Raw genomic sequence first — 17,902 nt, 5'->3', positions numbered from 1 at the left:
CCAGGCTCAATCGCGGCACCTCACCGTCGTCGTATCAGACTCTGCGACCGTGCTCATCAATGACCACTTGGCCGTCCTCTTTGACGAAACTCCCACGCTGCTCTTGCGGTAACAAATCGAGCACAGCTTCTGACGGACGACACAAACGCGTCCCCAAAGGCGTCACGACGATGGGGCGATTGATCAGGATAGGGTGAGCCATCATGGCATCGATGAGCTGTTCGTTCGTCAGCGATGCATCGCCCAATCCCAGCTCTTCGTACGGAGTGCCTTTGATACGCAAAAGAGCCCGCACCCCGATACCCATATCCTCAATGAGTCTGACAAGTGTGGTGCGATCAGGCGGGTTCTTCAGGTACTCGATAACCGTCGGTTCTTCCCCGCTGTTACGGATCAACTCCAAGGTGTTGCGAGAGGTGCCGCATTCGGGGTTGTGGTAAATCGTGATCTGGCTCATATCGCTTCCTCGTACTGACGTTAGATGGAGCGCTGGTTGACGCGTTTGGAAAGCTCTTCGGCGGACTCTTTACGCTCGGAGTACCGATCAACCAAATAATCCTGGCGATCCCGCAACAGCAGGGTGAACTTCATCAGCTCCTCCATCACGTCCACGAGACGGTCGTAGTACGAGGACGGCTTCATACGACCTGCCTCGTCGAACTCGGTAAATGCCTTGGCAACCGAAGATTGGTTTGGGATGGTGAACATCCGCATCCATCGGCCCAGTACGCGGAGCTGATTAACCACGTTGAAAGATTGCGAGCCACCGCAGACCTGCATCACTGCAAGGGTCTTTCCTTGCGTAGGTCGTACAGCACCTATCGCCAGCGGAACCCAGTCAATTTGGGCTTTGAATACTGCACTCATGGAGCCGTGACGCTCAGGGGAGCACCACACCTGCCCCTCAGACCATTGCATCAGCTCGCGCAGCTCAGCGACCTTGGGATGTGTATCGGCAGCGTCATCCGGAAGCGGCAGACCCGATGGGTCAAAGATCTTGGCTTCAGCGCCAAACTCATTCAGCAGGCGTGCCGCCTCTTGCGTGACTAACCGGCTGAATGAGCGCTCTCGCGTTGATCCATACAGCAGAAGAATGCGAGGTTTATGGAGCGAAGGAGTGCGAGGCGACAGTTGCTCCAGCGAAGGAATGTCGATCAGGTCGGCGTGTACATTCGGCAATGTGTCTTGCATAAAAACTCCTACGGCGGCGCCTGGTTGGGTGCCGCCTCGGTTGATCTTTAAAGCGAACCGATGCGGTTCAGTTCAGCTTTCAACTGTTCAGCGCTGATGGTCTTCAGTGGCAGCGCAAGAAATGCGCTCACGCGCTCGTGAATTTTGGCAAGTGTGGCTTCAAAAGCTGCGGTGATCTCGGCTTCCGAACCGCTAGCGTCAGACGGGTCGGCCAGACCCCAATGCGCCTTCAAAGCTGGCCCAAAGAAGATTGGGCATGCCTCACCCGCTGCCCGGTCACAGACGGTGATCACGATGTCTGGAGGTGAGCCTTCAAAAGCATCCGAAGCCTTGCTGCTCAAGCCCGCAGTGGAGATACCCGCCGCCTCCAGCGTTTGCAATGCCCGTTGATTCACCCGGCCACTGGGAAAGCTTCCTGAGCTGACGGCTTCTACACCCTCGGGCGCCAAGTGGTTGAAAAGCGCCTCGGACAGAATGCTGCGGCAGCTGTTGTGGGTGCACATGAACAAGACTTTCATCAGACGATTCCTTGATTCAAAAACTGAGGCGCAGTGCCAGGGCGGACAATGTGGCGACGAGGATGGGCACGGTCAGCACGATCCCGGTCTTGAAGTAGTAACCCCAGCTGATCGTTATGTTTTTCCGGGCGAGCACGTGCAGCCACAACAGAGTTGCCAAGCTCCCAATTGGGGTGATCTTCGGGCCCAGGTCGCAGCCGATGATGTTGGCGTAAACCATCGCTTGCTGGACAACACCATCGACTTCGGCGGCATGAATGGATAAGGCGCCTACCAGAACGGTGGGCATGTTGTTCATGATCGAAGACAGCAACGCTGTCAGCAGCCCTGTACCAAGGGATGCGCCCCAGACGCCATAACCGGCGAACACGTTCAGGATCTGCGCAATGTGGTCGGTCAGGCCGGCGTTCTTCAGGCCATAAACAACCAGGTACATACCCAAAGAAAAGATCACTACCTGCCATGGCGCCTCTTTGAGCACCTTGCTTGTATTGATGGCGTGACCACGAGCCGCGATGACGTAAAGAATGAATGCACAGACCGCTGCAATGGCGCTGATTGGCACCCCCAGTGGCTCAATGACAAAGAAGCCGATCAGGAGTAGTGCCAACACCCACCAGCCGGCTACAAAAGTGGCCCGGTCGTGGATTGCCTCGTCCGGATTGTCCAGTTGGTTGAGGTCATAGGTCTTTGGTAAATCTTTGCGGAAAAACCACAGCAGCATGGCTAATGTCGCCGCCACGCTGACGATGTTTACCGGCACCATGATCGAAGCATATTCGTTGAAACCGATATCGAAGTAGTCGGCAGAAACGATGTTGACCAGGTTGGAAACCACCAGCGGTAAGCTCGCCGTATCGGCGATAAAACCGGCTGCCATGACGAATGCCAACGTAGCAGCAGGAGAAAAACGCAACGCCAGCAACATCGCGATCACAATGGGTGTGAGGATCAATGCTGCTCCGTCATTGGCGAACAGGGCCGACACCGCTGCGCCCAGCAGTACGATAAATGCGAAAAGCTTGCGGGTGCTCCCGCCTCCCCATCGGGCCACATGCAGCGCAGCCCACTTGAAAAAACCTGCCTCATCGAGCAGCAGACTAATGATGATGACAGCGATGAAAGTCCCAGTGGCATTCCAGACGATGCGCCAAACCTCTGGTATATCTGCAAGGGTAACGACACCTGCCAGCAACGCCACGATGGCACCGAACATCGCACTCCAGCCCACCCCAAGCCCCTTGGGCTGCCAGATGACAAGGACGATGGTGGCGATAAAGATCAATACGGCAATCAGCATTTCATTAATCCGGTTGGGCGTGAATCAGCTACACACGGCTTGGTTGATCGGACGGTCGTTCATGCCGCAGAGGCGCTTAGCCTCGGTTTCCAGCCATTGCTGATTGGCGTCTACCACTTCCTTCAAAACTGCAGTCACCCACGTGGGCAAATCAGGATTCAGCCGGTAGTACACCCATTGGCCTTGGCGACGATCCAACAGCAAACCGGCAGAGCGCAGCAGCGCCAAATGACGAGAAATCTTCGGCTGACTTAGGTCGAGTGCTACCGTTAGCTCGCAAACACACAGCTCACCTTCACTCACGACAAGCAGCGAAATTTTTGCTCGGGTGTCATCCGCCAGGCACTTGAATAAGGTGGTGGGGTTCATGGGTTCTGTCACAGATCCTCCAGGTGTTTGGTCTTGACCAAAACGAAGAGCTTGATGCGCTCGTGGATGTCGTGGAGCGTGTGGCGAAATGCGCCAGGATCATCGCTGGTTACTGGGTCAGGAAAATCCCAGGCAATGACTTCACCTGCATTGGGCATTGGTAGGCACTCGCTTGCGGATTTATCACAAAGAGTGATTACGTAATCGAATCGATCAGCTTGAAACTCGCTGAGGGACTTGCTGCGCAGGCCCGTTGCATCGACTCCAACTGCCTCCAATGCCTGAGTCGTGCGCGGATCAACCTCAGACGGTTCAGATCCTGCGCTGAAGGCCTCGAAGCGCGGGTCGGTGTGCCGCAGCAAAGCCTCTGCAAGCAGGGAGCGGGCTGAGTTGGCAACGCACACGAAAAGCACTTTGATGGCAGGGCTCATGGTGGAACTCGATGCATATGGAAAATCGAATATACGCTTTATCGAATATTCGGTAAAGCGAATATGATGTCTGCTGTTTGGCATGTGCCCTAACGTTCCATGCGTGTCGGCATAACGGAGATGAGAGGATGGAGGGGAAGATGATGATCCAGGCAAAGGAAATAGCCGGAGGACAGTGGCAGCGCTTTCGCGATGCGCTGAAATCTGCTGACCTTCCAGCAGACGATATTGATCTTCCAGGCCGAACCTTTTTTGAGTTCTCACGGGATGGTGAGACTGTTGGATGGGGAGGGTTTGAAACGCATGGGACAGATGGATTGCTGCGCTCCATGGTCGTAGAACCGGCGTACAGATCGAAAGGGGTTGGGGCTGAAGTGCTTCGAGTCATTGAAGCAATAGCTGCCGAGCAGGGAATCGCTCGATTTCATTTGCTGACAACAACTGCTTCAGGCTTTTTAAGCAGCAGGGCTATGCAGTAAATCAACGAGGCTCTGCGCCACCTCTTATTTCTCAGACGGAGCAGTTCAGGGGGCTTTGCCCTGGCTCGGCTTGCTACATGTGCAAAGCATTATCTGCGAATGCACGAAAGTAGCTGATCACCTTGGTGATGGCTTTTAGCCTCGATGCCAGCTAGATTTGGAGCTTTCTTCGATCAAGGATGGATATGAAAAAGCTCATCGCAGTAATGGGGATCTGTGTCGCACTTGGCGGTTGCGCTACGTCCCACTACACCGCAGGGCGAGACTTTCCGTCGGCCAGTGTAGCGAGCATCACCAAAGGCAAAACGACGACTACTGAGTTGAAGTCCCTGTTTGGTGAGCCCTACGCCAAGAGTGCCGTCAGCGAGACTGACGAAAAGTGGATCTACACCTACACCAATGGCTCAGCCCACGCCCAAAGCTACGTGGTCACCATGAAGGTGACGACTACGGGCACTCAGAAAACGCTCGACGTTTTGATCCGTAATGACGTTGTCATTAACTACACGTTCAGCGAAGGCCCTGCGCCCGGTACAACTACCGCCACGAACTGAGATCGCCACCTTGCTACTGGGTGAGTCCGCCGTAGTCTGTATGTCACGGAATCAACGCCAACCTGGTTCGCAAATGGATACCCAGCTAACGCGACCGGCTAACCTTTGCCCTACCTGCATTTGTACCGTTGAAGTTGGACACTGCTGCGATGCCGACTCCACAGGCGGTAGGCTAGTGAGATTGATCAGCTATTGCCACATCAGTGGATGCCGAACTGACCTGCGCAAGATGTGATTCGCGTACGTTTGACCCGAGTCACAGATCACCTAAGATTCGGGGGGGGGGTCACCCAGAAGATCTAAGCCATTCTCCGTTTAGAAAATTGATTGATCTATTTAGCTCATCATAAGGATTTAAGATGTTTTCACATGGAGACCTGCTCTTCACACAACTCGGCCCTGGGGATAATGCGATCTCGGCTGTTACGGAGGGCTACCGTGGCGCAAGGGTAAACCACGTGGGAGTCATCCTGATCAACAATAAAGGGACTTTTGTGCTTGAGGCTTTCCCACCGGAGGTGCGTGTAACCCAAATCGATGTGCACCTGAAGAGGTCACAGGATGTGGAGATGAAGCCCAGATACATCTGCGCAAGGTTGAAGCTACCATTTACCAAGCTGATAGTCCCGGCTGTACAGTATGGGCTTAGCCGCCGAAACATTCCCTATGATGAGCTCTATCTTACTGAGGAGTCTGCGCTTTACTGCAGCGAGTTAGTGGTCGATATGTTTCGCTACGCAAACTCAGGTGGAGATTTCTTCCCGGAAAACCCGATGAGCTTTAGGAGCCTTGTAACCGGAGAAATACTTCCAGCGTGGTCGGCATACTACCGCCAATTTGGGATGGAGGTGCCTGATGGGGAGCCTGGCTCGAATCCTGGAGACATTAGCAAAGATCCAAGACTGACCATCGTCGAGGTTGTTGGAAAGCTTTCTGGCTACCGCCCTTGACTGGTCGGATTGGGTAATCAGCCTCTGGAGAAATACGGAAAGGCCAATGGCTGCGATCTTTATGAATGGATACCATCCCCAACGCAGTGCTGGATTTGCTCTGAATGCATTACGGGTGGCAAGTTGAGCAGAATCGAAGCGCTCCAACGTCCCATCAGCGCGTCCCTGTATGTTGGGATGCCGCTCTCGGCTGACGCCCCAGCACCCGTGAAGAAAACAACATGCTTGGCCTCCCGCAATTGCTGAGCGAGGCTACTGGTGGTCATGAGTATTCCTCGTGACCAATTTCAGTGGGTGTGCAGACATCGTAGTCGTTAGATAGGTTGCTGATAATTGTCGACCATAGGCGAAGAGATCCTAGTCAACGTGAGTTCAGACTGCATAGTAGAATCGGAGCACTTTAAGTGGTTAAGTCATCTCGGTCGGGAATTCATGTCAGTCATCTCGCGCGTAATTGCAAAGCGTCGAGTGATTCAAGCGTCTGCACCACCAATTCAACCACACCCACGTCGAAGTCCTCACGGTTAGCTTCCTCGTGAGTCCCCTTGTTCAGATACAACCAGACCAAGGACTGTTCAGGTATACCCAAGATATGGTCTAGGGCTTGGATAATAGGTGCTTTATCTGCGTGTTCAAAATTCGGCGCGCCCCTCAGCTTCGCTCTAATACCCTCGCATAGATTACGAAGCCCAGGCTCTGCTCCGGAGCCTGCGATTTTCAAAGTCAGCATGCCTTGCTCACAACGCCCCAACCAACCCCACACTTTGCTGGTCAGCATTTCCAACGCTTGTCGCGACGCGCCCAACGCCGCCCTATCATCACCTCGCTCAACAGCCGCACGGGCATTAAGCAGATAGGATTGAGTCATCGCATTTCCTAGGACGCGAGGATGGTAGTTTCCACTGTGATGCCTGAATGCATAAGCAGCCCAGTGTTCTGGCGCGACGTGGTTCTGGATGTCCTTAATGAATTCGTTGCTGTGGCAGGTCACAATGATCTGACTCCCCACGAAACGGTCGCTTTCAAATATCGTCTCTCGTATGCCCTGGCGATGCTCGTGATCGATAGCATTAATTGCATCGTCGAATACGATGACGGGAGCTCTGATACTCAGACACTTCGCCAGCAAAATGGAAAGGCCCAAGCATCTAACGTGACCTTCACTGAGAATTTGCAGCGCGTCGACGCGAGCAGCAGGTGTGCCACGAAAACTCAATTCGATACGCCCTTCCCCTGTCACCGGGAGGTATAGGGCTGACAGCTTGTCTGCGTCCAAATCGCGCACATTGAACTCGTTGTATAGCTCCAACGTCAGGGCATTCAGGCCGGCCATTAAAGTACCTGGCAGTTCGGTACGGTAACGGCGCAAGAGACTTAAAAACTGGTCGTAGGCGTTGCGTATGCGTGTATCGCGAGCAATCGCTACCACCTCATCAGCAACCTGCTGGATTAGCGGAGCGTTGTCAGCAGCGAACGCCGCGATTCTACCTCTGGCACCAGCAATAGCCTGCAAGGTTTGCTGACGATTGGAAGCTAATGTAGTTACACCGATGCGAGCCTGATTGAGCCTGTCGCGCTCGTCGATTAAACCTTGACGATCATCAAGGATCACTCGAGATGCAACGTCGCGCGCTTCGAGTTCAGTTGCCCAATCAACTGCTCTCTGCGCCAACGATTTCCCTGTTTCATCAGGTTGGAAACTACCCACCCACCATGCGTGCTGGACATCGAAACCTGGATCAGCAAGATAGCGCTGCACGGGCAAAGGACTGTGAATCGTTGCTCCTACACGTTGCGCAAATGTGGCCAAAAACATCCGCAATGCTTCCGACGCGGCGTTTCGTGCGGCAATAGCAGTACGCTGACGCGCCTGCAGCTCAGCCAGCTCTCTCAAACCTGCCAAGCCATCGTTGGCCTTTTGATACGGGTTATGGAGGGCGCGATAGTCACCGGCAAGCGGGGTATCACAGGCAGGACAATGGTCACCAACGAGCTGTTGAAGACCTAGTACCGCTGTATATAAATCCTGAAATGAAATGTCGTTACTGCGCTGTGCCAACTGACCTTCTAGATCATTTAGGGCCCTTTGCGCCGTTTCCGCTGCGGTGTAGGCATTGATGAGAGCGGCAGCACTCACGCCGAAAATTGCAGGGGCTGGCTGGTTGATCGCCTGCTCGAGTTCCTGCAATCGCCCTGGATGCTCTGCGCTTCCTATGGCAGCCAAAAGCTGCGCATAGCTCATTCCTAGACTGTAGGCATTGGCGTGGTTCTGCTCTGCCTGAGCATGTCGGATCAAGGCAGCGCCCTCGTCCGCAACGGTCGCATTATCTTGATTCAACGACGCTTGCTTGGCCACGAGCTCTTGGTTTCTCACAGCCACCAACGTTAGTTGGCCTTCCATGGAATCATTGAAGTGCCCAACGAAATCATTGAACTGATCCATACCGAAGAGAGCAGCTATCAGCTCGGTTTTCTGACCTGCAGGCTTCGCAGCTATGCGAGAGAATGCGTCTATTCGATTCTTCTCGACGAAGCAGAAGCGGTACGCGTCTGCGTCCGCCATCACAGGTAACTGCCGGCCATCAAAATCGGTTGCGAGCAACACTGGCCGTTCAAAACGGCCCTCGTGCGAGTTGGAAAGATAACGGTCAGCTGCAATCCGTTTGATGTCGCCCTCGTCCACCGCCCCGAGTAAGGCAAACTCCAGCGCTTCACACAGGCTGGTTTTCCCGCTGCCATTTGGGCCGTAAAACATGACAATCCGCTTGTGCAACTCAAATGGCTCAGGTTGTCTGAACCCTCGAAACGGCCCCACTGTAAGATGATGCAGCTTACGAAAAGCCCATCCCGCTCTGGCCTCAGCAACCTGGGGCACTGGCTCAGCCGGGGATGTAATAGGCAGGGATAATCGTGCTAACTCGCTCAGCACCAAGGATCGTTGACTGCGCTGCCTAGAGGTCGCTGCGACGTCCAGAAAATTCTCCGACACCAAATTGGCGAATCGGCGAGCGTCTTCGGAAGCTCCGCTGTCTGGACGGTGAAGCCAATGAACGAATTGCTGGAAATCCTGCAATGCCGACGTCATCCATTTCTCCCGGCGCTGCACATGAGCGCGATGGCTCACATTACATCGGGCAGCGACGGAAACCTACGACCACGTCACGGCACATCGCCTTAATTGACACAAAGCGGACGGCTCTAGCATTCCTCCCGTGATAAATTCGACTATGCAGTCATGCATGGTATAGGCGTTTGACGCATCGATAGTCAGGGTAACTCCACGATTTCACCGGTATTTCACACTGTCCCATGCCCGGCTCTCATGGCATTATCGGAACTAACGAAAAGCCTATTTAAGGAAAAGAATGAAGCTCAAGGGACGAGATGGAGTAGAAGTCACAATTCCCGCTGGAGCCCACGGATTGCAAGGCCGAGATGGAAGAATGGTCGCTATCCCGAAAGGTGGCCATGGTCTTCAGGGAAGAGATGGGCGAATGGTAGCGATCAAGCCAGGCGGTCACGGCCTCCAAGGTCGGGATGGACGGATGGCGGCGATCCCGAAGGGAGGCCACGGCCTTCAAGGAAGGGATGGGCGCATGGTCGCAATTCCGGCAGGTGGACACGGCCTTCAAGGGAGAGATGGGCGTATGGTTGCGATCCCTAAAGGTAAGCACGGTGTAGAAAATGACAAAGGGCGTATGCAGGCGAAGGGTTAGTACCTGCTAATGTCAGCATCTTTCCTACCAGTCGCATCTACTTTGGCGTTCTAGTAACAACTTTACAAGGATAGGTATATGCCTAGCGAACTTAAAAAAGTCGAACGACGCCGTAAAGCCCGAAAGAAACTGGATGAATTAGCCAGTCGAGAAGATCAGGTTCTTGTAATCCACTATTCCTGCGAAAGCTTCTATGATCGCCCGGAAGGTCAAACCCCTAGAGTTACATCAATTGCAGTTCGCAATTATGCAAATGGCCAAACTGCATCTTTTTCGATTCACAAGGTTGCTGAGCTGAAGCATGTTCCCTTTGGAGAAATTGGCAACAACTACGACCAACTAGAAAAAGAAATGCTTTCTGAATTTTACGACTATGTAAGGCAACACAAACCTTATGACTGGGTTCACTGGAACATGAGAGACATTAATTACGGCTTTCCAGCTCTGGAACATCGTTTTAAGATCCTCGGAGGTGAACCAGTTGAAATCGACGAATCTAAAAAGTTCGACCTATCCCGTGCACTCGTTGCAATGTATGGGAATGCCTACATCTCCCATCCACGCATCGAAAAACTGATGGAAAGAAATCGAATCACAACCAAAGATCTATTAAATGGTCAGGGTGAAGCAGACGCATTTGACAACCATGAATACGTCAAACTGCATCAGTCGACGTTACGAAAGGTAGATGTACTAGCAAATTTTCTTGGCAGGACTTTAGATGGCTCTCTTAAGACCAACGCCAAGTGGAAAGACACACACGGATTTTCGCCAAAAATTATTGGCGAATATATAGCAATGCACTGGGTGTTCACGTTGATGGTCGGACTCATCGGCATAGCGTCAGCAATATATTCTGTGCTCTAGCTTCGTAATTGAGCGCAGCCCGCTTACCGTGAGAATTGCCTGAAATTCAGTGCGTTTCCCTATCTTTGGTAAGACCTGATTATCTTGATGAACCAAAATGAGAAACCTACACGGTCGTACGCTTCATAAAATCTGAAGCAATAGTGAATGCTGCCTTTCCTTCACGATGATGGCATCACCTACTTCGCTTAGTCCAAATTATGGACAGGGCTAACGGTTTACCATGAGTCATCACTGAAGACTACGTGGAGACGGGTGCGGTTGCCCTTTAGTAAGTCGCAGGTAATCGCGAAGGCTAGCACGTCCGTTACTACGCTGAAACGTTGCAAGGACATATCTCGAATTTTCAGTTGTCATCACCCAAAACCTGCCCTCGCGTTCGACTTTCAACACGTCAGAAGTGCGGATCAAGTGACCATCGCCAAACCGACCGTACTGGTCTTTGCGCTTGTGGCCAAACACCACACCGATGCCTGCACGAGCCCTAATGGATACTCCGCAAAGGTACGCAGTGACCGGTATGTCGAAGCCTTGCTCTTGAGCCCTTATAATTCGCTTAAGATCAAAATCTGTATGGCGTTTGCCGTGAAAATTCACATCTAGGGTGTCCAGCATCGTTGGGTTCCGGTTGTGGTTTGTATGGATATCAAGAATTGCACACGCAACCAGGCGCGCTGGTATCGTGGGGAATTACTGGTAAATTTCAGGCTGATCGAATCATGCTTGAGAGAAAGACGGGCCTCAGGTTGACAAGTGCTTCAATCTGGAAGTCTCGCTGGTGTGAGGTGTGATACACCGCCCCCTTAGCCACTTCCAGTAAGCAAACTTCAGAACCAGACCTGTCCTCACCTACGGTTACTCTGGTTAATCGCTCCATCTGCCAGCCCCCGGACTTATTCATCCAAGATGGCGTCACAGCCATAATCTCGGTGATAGCTAAATCCGCACCTTGGCTTACCAACATTTTTTGAAGCTGGTGGGTGTCGTCAATCATCAGCGAGCACTCGCTGAGCCGACCCTCGTTTTCGACGCTAAGGGTTAAGTGATACCAAGGCGTTCGGAGCAGCCTTGAGACTCCACGCCAATGGGACACGCCTTCCCCGAACATTCCTGGGACGCCTATCAGGTCGTTGTCTAAGGTTCTGAACATTTGTCGCCTCAAGGTGCTGGAGCACGTCAGTTGCCCAGCAGAACCGGTGGGTAATCAGAAAAGGGAAAATATCGCTTCGATAGAAGCAGACTTACGATGGCCTGGCCCAAGTAACACGTAGACCGTGTTGCGTGTTTCGAATAGGTAGCCTTCCTTGATAGCGGTGCCCATGCTGGAGCGCACCCAATGACCTGGTTCGAAACGCCTCTGCTCGTCATCCACCACTTTGTGGGCAAACATAAACATTGGCTGGCAGCCTGCGGCAGCTACTTTGGCTCGCTCGGCGTCGGTAACGATGGCGTCAAGGATGATCCACTCCTCGACGGCGCATAGAGGCACCCATTTGTAGCGCTTTCTGGCAGCCGCCATTACGGCTTCGAGACCTAGCTCAGAACCCATCAGGCTGACACCAGGATCGCCCAACAGACCGTCTTCGATGACCCCATCCACGGCCCAACCCTCTCTGTCAATATTCGATAATTAGCAGCTGAGGCATAATACCGCCACACCTACAAATATATCTGTTTGTGCGGCGGCAGGCAAATGCGACATACCGTCTCTTTTAATTGGGATAGTGAAATGTCGCTGCGGAAATCTTATGCAGCAGTAGTTCAACTGCTTCGCACTCGGAAAGGCTTGTCTCAAGCAAAACTCGCGGGCTCGATCACACAGGCCCACGTGAGCGAGCTAGAGCTCGGTAGAAGCTCAGCGACCATCGAAATGAGTGCCCGTCTTGCCTCTGCGCTGAAAGTAGAGCCAATAACTTTGCTGGCACTTGCTGCTGCAGCGCATGAGAAGTGCACAGTGCGGGAAGCTCTCCTGGCTGCGCTGGCCGAAGCAGAAGGCTTAGGGCTAGCCGATACCCTACTCCCATCAGAGCCACAAGCCTTGGCCGCGCCTAGCGTCGTGGAGGCTAGAAAGAAATGGTTGGCGGTGCAGGAGCTGAAGAAGCGTGGGCTCAGCCAGTCCCAAGCGGCGAAAGAGCTCGGACTGCCAGAGAGCACCTTAAGGCGGCTGTGGCATCAAAACATTACCGACTGACGGAAGAAGACTGCGTTCTATCAATCGCCAGCATCATCGAAGCTACTGCCCCATCTTTAAATAAGACGTGATCGCTAAGCAGCCTATTCCTGAACGACGGAAGGGAAACTTCCTCCGACGGCAACCTTGTGGTGCCTCGGCCCAAACACCCTCAAGACCGTCTTCTAGCTGATGGAGCTTTGTGATGGGAACGGTAGCGACTGAAGAAGGACGCATGGTGTGCGCAGTGCGCGTAGCTTGTTGCCAGATGAGTAGCAAAAGACTTGGGAAGGGAAGGAAAGCAAATGCGGATGATGTGTCCCCTGCTGGAATCGAACCAGCATCTAGCCCTTAGGAGGGGCTCGTTCTATCCGTTGAACTAAGAGGACATTGAGCGCGATATCTTACGTAAAACCATGCACTTAGGAAAGCTCATGCCTCTAACCATACCCTATCATCACAAGATCTTCAGCTTCTCGCTTAGGGGCGGATGACGACTTATCTCAACAGGAGACTAGATCCCACCCCAGATAAGAACCTGCAACCTTCCCCTTAGGAGGGGGATGCTCTATCCAATTGAGCTACTGAGACACTGATTGACGCGGGCTGTATGCGGCGCGACAGACGGCGTGCATGTTAACGGCCAGCCCCTGTTTTGTCATGTCGTCCGTAGGGCTTTTTAAGTGTAGGCAAGCGCCCTGGAAGATTGCGGGAACTTTTACCGGGCAATTTGCACTGCGCGAAAATGCAGTCATTGCAGATTGCAATCAGCGCTTCCCGAAAAACCTTCTCAAACCCTTGTTTTTAAAGGACTTATCAGCCGTTACACTGTTGGCACGGCGGCTGCTATGCCTGTTCTATCAAAAAGAACAATTTGGAGCGTCGTGCCATGAACAGCACCCTCTTGCTTGCAAACGCAGCGGCTCTGGCTTTCTTGCTCGGATCACATTTTTTTCCCAAGGCTGACGTTGAGCAGCCAGTGGCGCAGCGCATGCCGCATTACCTGCAGGTGCAGAAAGCGCCGCAGTGGGCCGTGTTAAGTGAGCGCAGCGACGCCTCCACGCATATGGTCAGCGAGCCTGAGCTAGCCTCGGCGCCAACCACCGAACGTCTGGTTTTTTGAAATATCTTCAGGAGTACAACATGTCCAAATCGGCGACAGGATTTCTGATCCTCGCTTTACTGAGTGGCGTTACCCATCTGGCGCTGTTCGAGGAGACGGAAGTCACCTTGCCTCTGGTTGGCTGTGGCGTGTTTGCGGTGCTGTTTGTGCTGGCGCTGATTGCAGGGCGCAAGATCAAGTTCGATCCGGTTCTGCGTTGAGCCGAACCAATTCCAATAACGAAGAGACCGCGATAGCAAGGTCAACAGAGTTGTCGATCTGATGAACGGGGCTGTCGCTGGATCTTCGATCTTTGAACAACGCGTTGCGAGCCAGCCTCGCATCGATTTGCTCAGGGGTCTCCCGACCACGGCTGAGCAAGCGCTTGCGCAGGACCTCATCGTTGACTGTCAGCAGAATCGGCACCAAGGTTGGATACCTCTCCATTGCTTGACGCAGGTTCGCTCTTGACCCGTTAACCAGTACGTGCCGGCCCGCTTGCAACCATTCATCCATTTCCCTTGGAATGCCGTAGGAGAGGCCGTTGGCTTGCCAGGCCAGGGAAAACGCGCCGGCGTGCTGTCGCCGTTCGAATTCTTCAGGCGTCACGCCAATTGCATCTTCGCCGACGGACTCCGCCGAGCGGGTGATCACCCGGCGCATTACTTCACAGTTCAACGCCCGCAGTGGCTCACGCGATGCATCGATCAGGCTGTCCTTGCCCGAACCGGACGGCCCCATCAGGTAAAAAAGCTTGCCATCCATCCCGAAAACGCCCTCCGACGGGTCCTGCCTCTAGTAAATCGGCAAATTGCCACTATCCTGTACACATAGGGATCAAGAATAGCGAGCCGCATAGCATGCACGTTCTGAATTCTCCGGGCATCAATGAATATGCATTCGAAAGCGGGCAGCGATACGCAAGGATGGAAAGTTTTCCAACCAGTCCGCATTTCTGACAACTGGTGCTGGCATTACGCCTTTACCCGGCTCAATATTTGTCACAGAATTGACGCCAATGATCTGGCAATTTTGAGGCATGATGCCGGCCTCTTAACAATTCAGGTTGAACCAATTGGTCCGGATGCTTGTCCTACCACACATCCTGCGGCCAATCCCGAGAACCGCTCCCCTGAACTAACCGGTTAAATATATGCGCCCATTGAAACAGGCAATTTATTCCAGCCGTACGGCTGACAAGTTTGTCGTACGTCTGCCAGACGGAATGCGTGAACGCATTGCCGAGGTGGCTCGCAATCATCATCGCAGCATGAACTCCGAGATCATTGCGCGCCTTGAGCAGAGTCTTATTCAGGAAGGCGCACTGGGCGAAGAGCTGAGCATGCGCCTGGACAGCCCGGAGCTGTCGCTGCACGAGCGCGAGCTGTTGCAACGCTTCCGTCAGCTGTCGCATCGTCAGCAGAACGCCCTGGTGTCGCTAATCGCACACGATGCAGAAATGGCGGCAGACGCGTCCTGAGTTATACCGAACATATTGAAGCCAGCATGATTGCTGGCTTTTTTTTGCCTGCAATATGACAGATGGCCGCTTGGCAATTGAGTGTGGCGAGGGGATTTATCCCCGCTGGGCTGCATGGCAGTTCCAAAAACAATGGGACTGCTGCGCAGTCCAGCGGGGATAAATCCCCTCGCCACCGTTCTTGTACTTGCGCCCGATTTGTTTGGCAGGCACAAAAAAGCCCGTCGATTTGACGGGCTTTTCATTGCACCAGGTCAGAGCAGGAAGATTGTCGCCAACCCGAGGAAGATGAAGAAGCCACCGCTGTCGGTCATCGCGGTGATCATCACACTGGCGCCCATCGCCGGATCGCGACCCATTTTCGCCAGCGTCATCGGGATCAACACGCCCATCAACGCCGCCAGCAACAGATTGAGCGTCATCGCTGCCGTCATCACCACGCCAAGCGACCAACTGCCATAGAGCATGTACGCGACCACACCGATCACCCCGCCCCAGACCAGACCGTTGATCAAACCGACCGCCAGCTCTTTGCGCATCAAGCGCGAGGTGTTGCCGGTGCTGACCTGATCCAGCGCCATGGCGCGCACGATCATGGTGATGGTCTGGTTGCCGGAGTTGCCGCCGATACCCGCCACGATCGGCATCAGCGCCGCCAGTGCTACCAATTTCTCGATCGAGCCCTCAAACAGACCGATCACCCGCGATGCCACGAACGCAGTGATCAGGTTCACCGCCAGCCACGCCCAACGGTTACGCAGGGATTTCCACACCGAGGCGAAGATATCTTCCTCTTCGCGCAGACCGGCCATGTTGAGGACTTCGCTTTCGCTTTCCTCACGGATCAGGTCGACCATTTCGTCGATGGTCAGACGGCCGATCAATTTGCCGTTCTTGTCGACCACCGGCGCCGAGATCAAGTCGTAACGCTCGAATGCCTGAGCGGCGTCGTAGGCATCTTCGTCCGGATGGAAACTGACCGGATCGCTGGCCATCACTTCCGCGACCTGCTTCTCCGGATCGTTGACCAGCAGACGCTTGATCGGCAGCACGCCTTTGAGCACGCCGTCGTAATCGACCACGAACAGTTTGTCGGTGTGACCAGGAAGCTCTTTCAGGCGACGCAGGTAACGCAGAACCACTTCAAGGCTGACGTCCTCACGGATCGTCACCATCTCGAAGTCCATCAGCGCACCGACCTGATCCTCGTCATAGGACAGGGCCGAGCGCACGCGTTCGCGCTGCTGGTTATCCAGACTCTCCATCAGCTCATGGACAACGTCTCGCGGCAGCTCGGAGGCCAGGTCAGCGAGTTCGTCGGCGTCCATGTCCTTGGCCGCAGCCAGGAGCTCGTGATCGTCCATGTCGGCGATCAGCGTTTCACGGACGGAATCGGATACTTCAAGAAGAATGTCGCCGTCGCGATCGGCCTTGACCAGTTGCCAGAGCGTCAGACGATCGTCCAGCGGCAAGGCTTCGAGAATGTAGGCGACGTCGGCGGAGTGCAGATCATCGAGCTTGCGTTGCAGCTCGACGAGGTTTTGCCGGTGAACCAGGTTTTCCACGCGGTCGTGGTGCGGACCTTCCTGGCGATGAGTCAGGTCTTCAACGACACGTTGGCGCTGCAGCAACTCGACGACCTGAGCCAGGCGGTCCTGCAGGCTTTCCTGTGTTTTCTTTACTTCGATTTCGGACATAGGCGAACTCCACTCCCAGCAGCGGGGCACGCCGGAAGGATCAATCAGTCAATTCATGATTGGTAAAACGGTTTACTGAACAACTACTGGGTAAGTCCATGGAGGTTTTCCATAAGCCCCGGCGGGGCTGACGGGCGCAATGATACACGCCTGACGGTTTAAAACGTTGAAAAAATCACGGCTGAAACAAGCGCTTGCGAAACAAACCTGAGCACCTGCCTGACCCGTGCAAATGCGACGACTCATCTTGAAAAGAAAACACACCGGCAATGCAAAAAGCAGCGACTACCCTTGAGCTTAGATCGTCATGGAGGACATCGAATGCCGGCAAAACCCGCGCTATATCTACTGACCGCCCTGCTCCACTTCACGCCTGCCAACGCCACCACACTTCATCGTTGCCAGGTCGCTGACGGCAGCGTCACGTTTACGTCGATGAGCTGCGCAACCGGGGAGCAGCTCTCAATTCAGGAGGTTCATCCCTACTCACCTGGCTGGGTCGCAATCATGCCGGAGTTCAATCACGAAGCTGTGACCGGCATGAAAGACAGTGGACGCGAACCGGGCATCGTCGGCGGCACCGAACACAAATGTGGAAACCTGATCGATAACAGGCAGCGGCGCGAAGCGATCATCAATCGGCGAGTGATTGCCGGCATGAGCCAGCGGGACGTCGAAAGCGCACTGGGCAAGCCCGACAAGATCAACACGCGCACGTCGACAACGAGCTATCGTTACGACCTCAAGCGAGGCCGCAGTGCTCAAATTGATTTTGATGAAAGAGGCTGTGTGAAGGGAAAAGCCAAATCCCGGACAGCAAAAAGCCCGCGTTAAACGCGGGCTTTTTGGTATATGGTGCACTCGACAGGATTCGAACCTGTGACCGCTCGGTTCGTAGCCGAGTACTCTATCCAGCTGAGCTACGAGTGCATTTTGTGTTTTTAAACCAGACCACAACTGGCTGAAGCCGAGTTACTCACCTTACAGCAAATAACTCTTAAATGGTGCACTCGACAGGATTCGAACCTGTGACCGCTCGGTTCGTAGCCGAGTACTCTATCCAGCTGAGCTACGAGTG

Annotated in this window: 21 protein-coding genes, 2 tRNA genes and 1 pseudogene; 9 read left to right on the top strand and 15 right to left on the bottom strand. The window is 53.8% G+C overall.

What is annotated here, in order from left to right:
- Positions 1–34: 34 nt before the first annotated feature.
- Genes arsC through AC0IXA_RS14190 form a run of 6 tightly spaced genes read right to left on the bottom strand, consistent with a single transcriptional unit; the run spans position 35 to position 3,809 of the window.
- Positions 35–457, bottom strand: coding sequence for an arsenate reductase (glutaredoxin) (arsC, locus tag AC0IXA_RS14215; RefSeq protein WP_007247287.1), 423 nt, complete (start codon positions 455–457; stop codon positions 35–37).
- A 20-nt stretch (positions 458–477) separates the two neighbouring features.
- Complete coding sequence (gene arsH, locus AC0IXA_RS14210; protein ID WP_471813549.1) at positions 478–1,191, bottom strand: arsenical resistance protein ArsH; 714 nt, start codon at positions 1,189–1,191, stop codon at positions 478–480.
- A gap of 47 nt (positions 1,192–1,238) precedes the next feature.
- A complete protein-coding gene (locus AC0IXA_RS14205) occupies positions 1,239–1,709 on the bottom strand; it encodes an arsenate reductase ArsC (protein WP_191867603.1) in 471 nt (156 codons plus the stop codon).
- A gap of 16 nt (positions 1,710–1,725) precedes the next feature.
- Positions 1,726–3,009: an arsenic transporter gene (locus AC0IXA_RS14200; protein WP_007247284.1), complete on the bottom strand. Its 1,284-nt coding sequence runs from the start codon at positions 3,007–3,009 to the stop codon at positions 1,726–1,728.
- Positions 3,010–3,033: 24 nt separating this feature from the next.
- Positions 3,034–3,378 carry a metalloregulator ArsR/SmtB family transcription factor gene (locus tag AC0IXA_RS14195; RefSeq protein ID WP_471813547.1) on the bottom strand — a complete coding sequence of 115 codons (345 nt, stop codon included), beginning with the start codon at positions 3,376–3,378 and terminating at the stop codon, positions 3,034–3,036.
- A gap of 8 nt (positions 3,379–3,386) precedes the next feature.
- Positions 3,387–3,809, bottom strand: a complete 423-nt coding sequence (locus AC0IXA_RS14190; protein WP_093097704.1) for an arsenate reductase ArsC — start codon at positions 3,807–3,809, stop codon at positions 3,387–3,389.
- 140 nt (positions 3,810–3,949) lie between these two features.
- On the opposite strand from AC0IXA_RS14190, the gene AC0IXA_RS14185 reads away from it, so the two are divergent.
- From AC0IXA_RS14185 to AC0IXA_RS14175, 3 genes are all read left to right on the top strand, one after another.
- Positions 3,950–4,288 carry a GNAT family N-acetyltransferase gene (locus AC0IXA_RS14185; protein ID WP_471813545.1) on the top strand — a complete coding sequence of 113 codons (339 nt, stop codon included), beginning with the start codon at positions 3,950–3,952 and terminating at the stop codon, positions 4,286–4,288.
- Between the two features lie 185 nt (positions 4,289–4,473).
- A complete protein-coding gene (locus AC0IXA_RS14180) occupies positions 4,474–4,842 on the top strand; it encodes a hypothetical protein (RefSeq protein ID WP_038443869.1) in 369 nt (122 codons plus the stop codon).
- 359 nt (positions 4,843–5,201) lie between these two features.
- Positions 5,202–5,792, top strand: a complete 591-nt coding sequence (locus AC0IXA_RS14175; RefSeq protein WP_122461218.1) for a YiiX/YebB-like N1pC/P60 family cysteine hydrolase — start codon at positions 5,202–5,204, stop codon at positions 5,790–5,792.
- 69 nt (positions 5,793–5,861) lie between these two features.
- Here the strand turns inward: AC0IXA_RS14175 and AC0IXA_RS14170 are convergent.
- Positions 5,862–6,058, bottom strand: a pseudogene (locus tag AC0IXA_RS14170) (Sir2 family NAD-dependent protein deacetylase); the annotation flags it as partial.
- 173 nt (positions 6,059–6,231) lie between these two features.
- The gene (locus AC0IXA_RS14165; protein WP_471813542.1) at positions 6,232–8,877 is read right to left on the bottom strand and encodes an AAA family ATPase; all 2,646 of its coding nucleotides are present in this window, start codon (positions 8,875–8,877) and stop codon (positions 6,232–6,234) included.
- Between the two features lie 709 nt (positions 8,878–9,586).
- On the opposite strand from AC0IXA_RS14165, the gene AC0IXA_RS14160 reads away from it, so the two are divergent.
- Complete coding sequence (locus AC0IXA_RS14160) at positions 9,587–10,375, top strand: hypothetical protein (RefSeq protein WP_310863761.1); 789 nt, start codon at positions 9,587–9,589, stop codon at positions 10,373–10,375.
- Positions 10,376–10,606: 231 nt separating this feature from the next.
- On the opposite strand, the gene AC0IXA_RS14155 is transcribed toward AC0IXA_RS14160, so the two are convergent.
- The 3 genes from AC0IXA_RS14155 to AC0IXA_RS14145 all read right to left on the bottom strand — a co-directional run bounded on the left by AC0IXA_RS14155 (position 10,607) and on the right by AC0IXA_RS14145 (position 11,975).
- Complete coding sequence (locus AC0IXA_RS14155; RefSeq protein ID WP_310863760.1) at positions 10,607–10,990, bottom strand: hypothetical protein; 384 nt, start codon at positions 10,988–10,990, stop codon at positions 10,607–10,609.
- Positions 10,991–11,078: 88 nt separating this feature from the next.
- Positions 11,079–11,369: a hypothetical protein gene (locus AC0IXA_RS14150; protein WP_223204461.1), complete on the bottom strand. Its 291-nt coding sequence runs from the start codon at positions 11,367–11,369 to the stop codon at positions 11,079–11,081.
- Between the two features lie 210 nt (positions 11,370–11,579).
- A complete protein-coding gene (locus tag AC0IXA_RS14145; RefSeq protein ID WP_191867595.1) occupies positions 11,580–11,975 on the bottom strand; it encodes a DUF6957 family protein in 396 nt (131 codons plus the stop codon).
- A 93-nt stretch (positions 11,976–12,068) separates the two neighbouring features.
- Here AC0IXA_RS14145 and AC0IXA_RS14140 point away from each other — a divergent pair, with 93 nt between their 5' ends.
- The gene (locus AC0IXA_RS14140) at positions 12,069–12,566 is read left to right on the top strand and encodes a helix-turn-helix transcriptional regulator (protein ID WP_316251228.1); all 498 of its coding nucleotides are present in this window, start codon (positions 12,069–12,071) and stop codon (positions 12,564–12,566) included.
- 296 nt (positions 12,567–12,862) lie between these two features.
- Here the strand turns inward: AC0IXA_RS14140 and AC0IXA_RS14135 are convergent.
- A tRNA-Arg gene (locus AC0IXA_RS14135) sits at positions 12,863–12,934 on the bottom strand.
- Positions 12,935–13,434: 500 nt separating this feature from the next.
- Between AC0IXA_RS14135 and AC0IXA_RS14130 the strand changes: the two genes are divergently transcribed.
- Positions 13,435–13,668 carry a hypothetical protein gene (locus AC0IXA_RS14130; protein WP_136492895.1) on the top strand — a complete coding sequence of 78 codons (234 nt, stop codon included), beginning with the start codon at positions 13,435–13,437 and terminating at the stop codon, positions 13,666–13,668.
- Positions 13,669–13,688: 20 nt separating this feature from the next.
- Positions 13,689–13,868, top strand: a complete 180-nt coding sequence (locus AC0IXA_RS14125; RefSeq protein ID WP_016773599.1) for a PA3371 family protein — start codon at positions 13,689–13,691, stop codon at positions 13,866–13,868.
- On the opposite strand, the gene phnN is transcribed toward AC0IXA_RS14125, so the two are convergent.
- A complete protein-coding gene (gene phnN / locus AC0IXA_RS14120) occupies positions 13,843–14,412 on the bottom strand; it encodes a phosphonate metabolism protein/1,5-bisphosphokinase (PRPP-forming) PhnN (protein WP_471813538.1) in 570 nt (189 codons plus the stop codon). The two genes, AC0IXA_RS14125 and phnN, sit on opposite strands and share 26 nt — an antisense overlap.
- A 388-nt stretch (positions 14,413–14,800) precedes the next feature.
- On the opposite strand from phnN, the gene AC0IXA_RS14115 reads away from it, so the two are divergent.
- Positions 14,801–15,127: an Arc family DNA-binding protein gene (locus AC0IXA_RS14115; RefSeq protein ID WP_003178899.1), complete on the top strand. Its 327-nt coding sequence runs from the start codon at positions 14,801–14,803 to the stop codon at positions 15,125–15,127.
- Positions 15,128–15,381: 254 nt separating this feature from the next.
- On the opposite strand, the gene mgtE is transcribed toward AC0IXA_RS14115, so the two are convergent.
- Positions 15,382–16,824, bottom strand: a complete 1,443-nt coding sequence (gene mgtE / locus AC0IXA_RS14110) for a magnesium transporter (protein ID WP_016773597.1) — start codon at positions 16,822–16,824, stop codon at positions 15,382–15,384.
- Positions 16,825–17,145: 321 nt separating this feature from the next.
- On the opposite strand from mgtE, the gene AC0IXA_RS14105 reads away from it, so the two are divergent.
- Positions 17,146–17,658, top strand: a complete 513-nt coding sequence (locus AC0IXA_RS14105) for a cell envelope protein SmpA (protein WP_471813535.1) — start codon at positions 17,146–17,148, stop codon at positions 17,656–17,658.
- A gap of 19 nt (positions 17,659–17,677) precedes the next feature.
- On the opposite strand, the gene AC0IXA_RS14100 is transcribed toward AC0IXA_RS14105, so the two are convergent.
- Positions 17,678–17,754, bottom strand: a tRNA-Arg gene (locus AC0IXA_RS14100).
- Between the last annotated feature and the right edge of the window lie 148 nt (positions 17,755–17,902).

It is taken from the genome of Pseudomonas sp. AC083, assembly GCF_979253165.1.
This window is presented reverse-complemented; position numbering and strand designations above follow the sequence as displayed.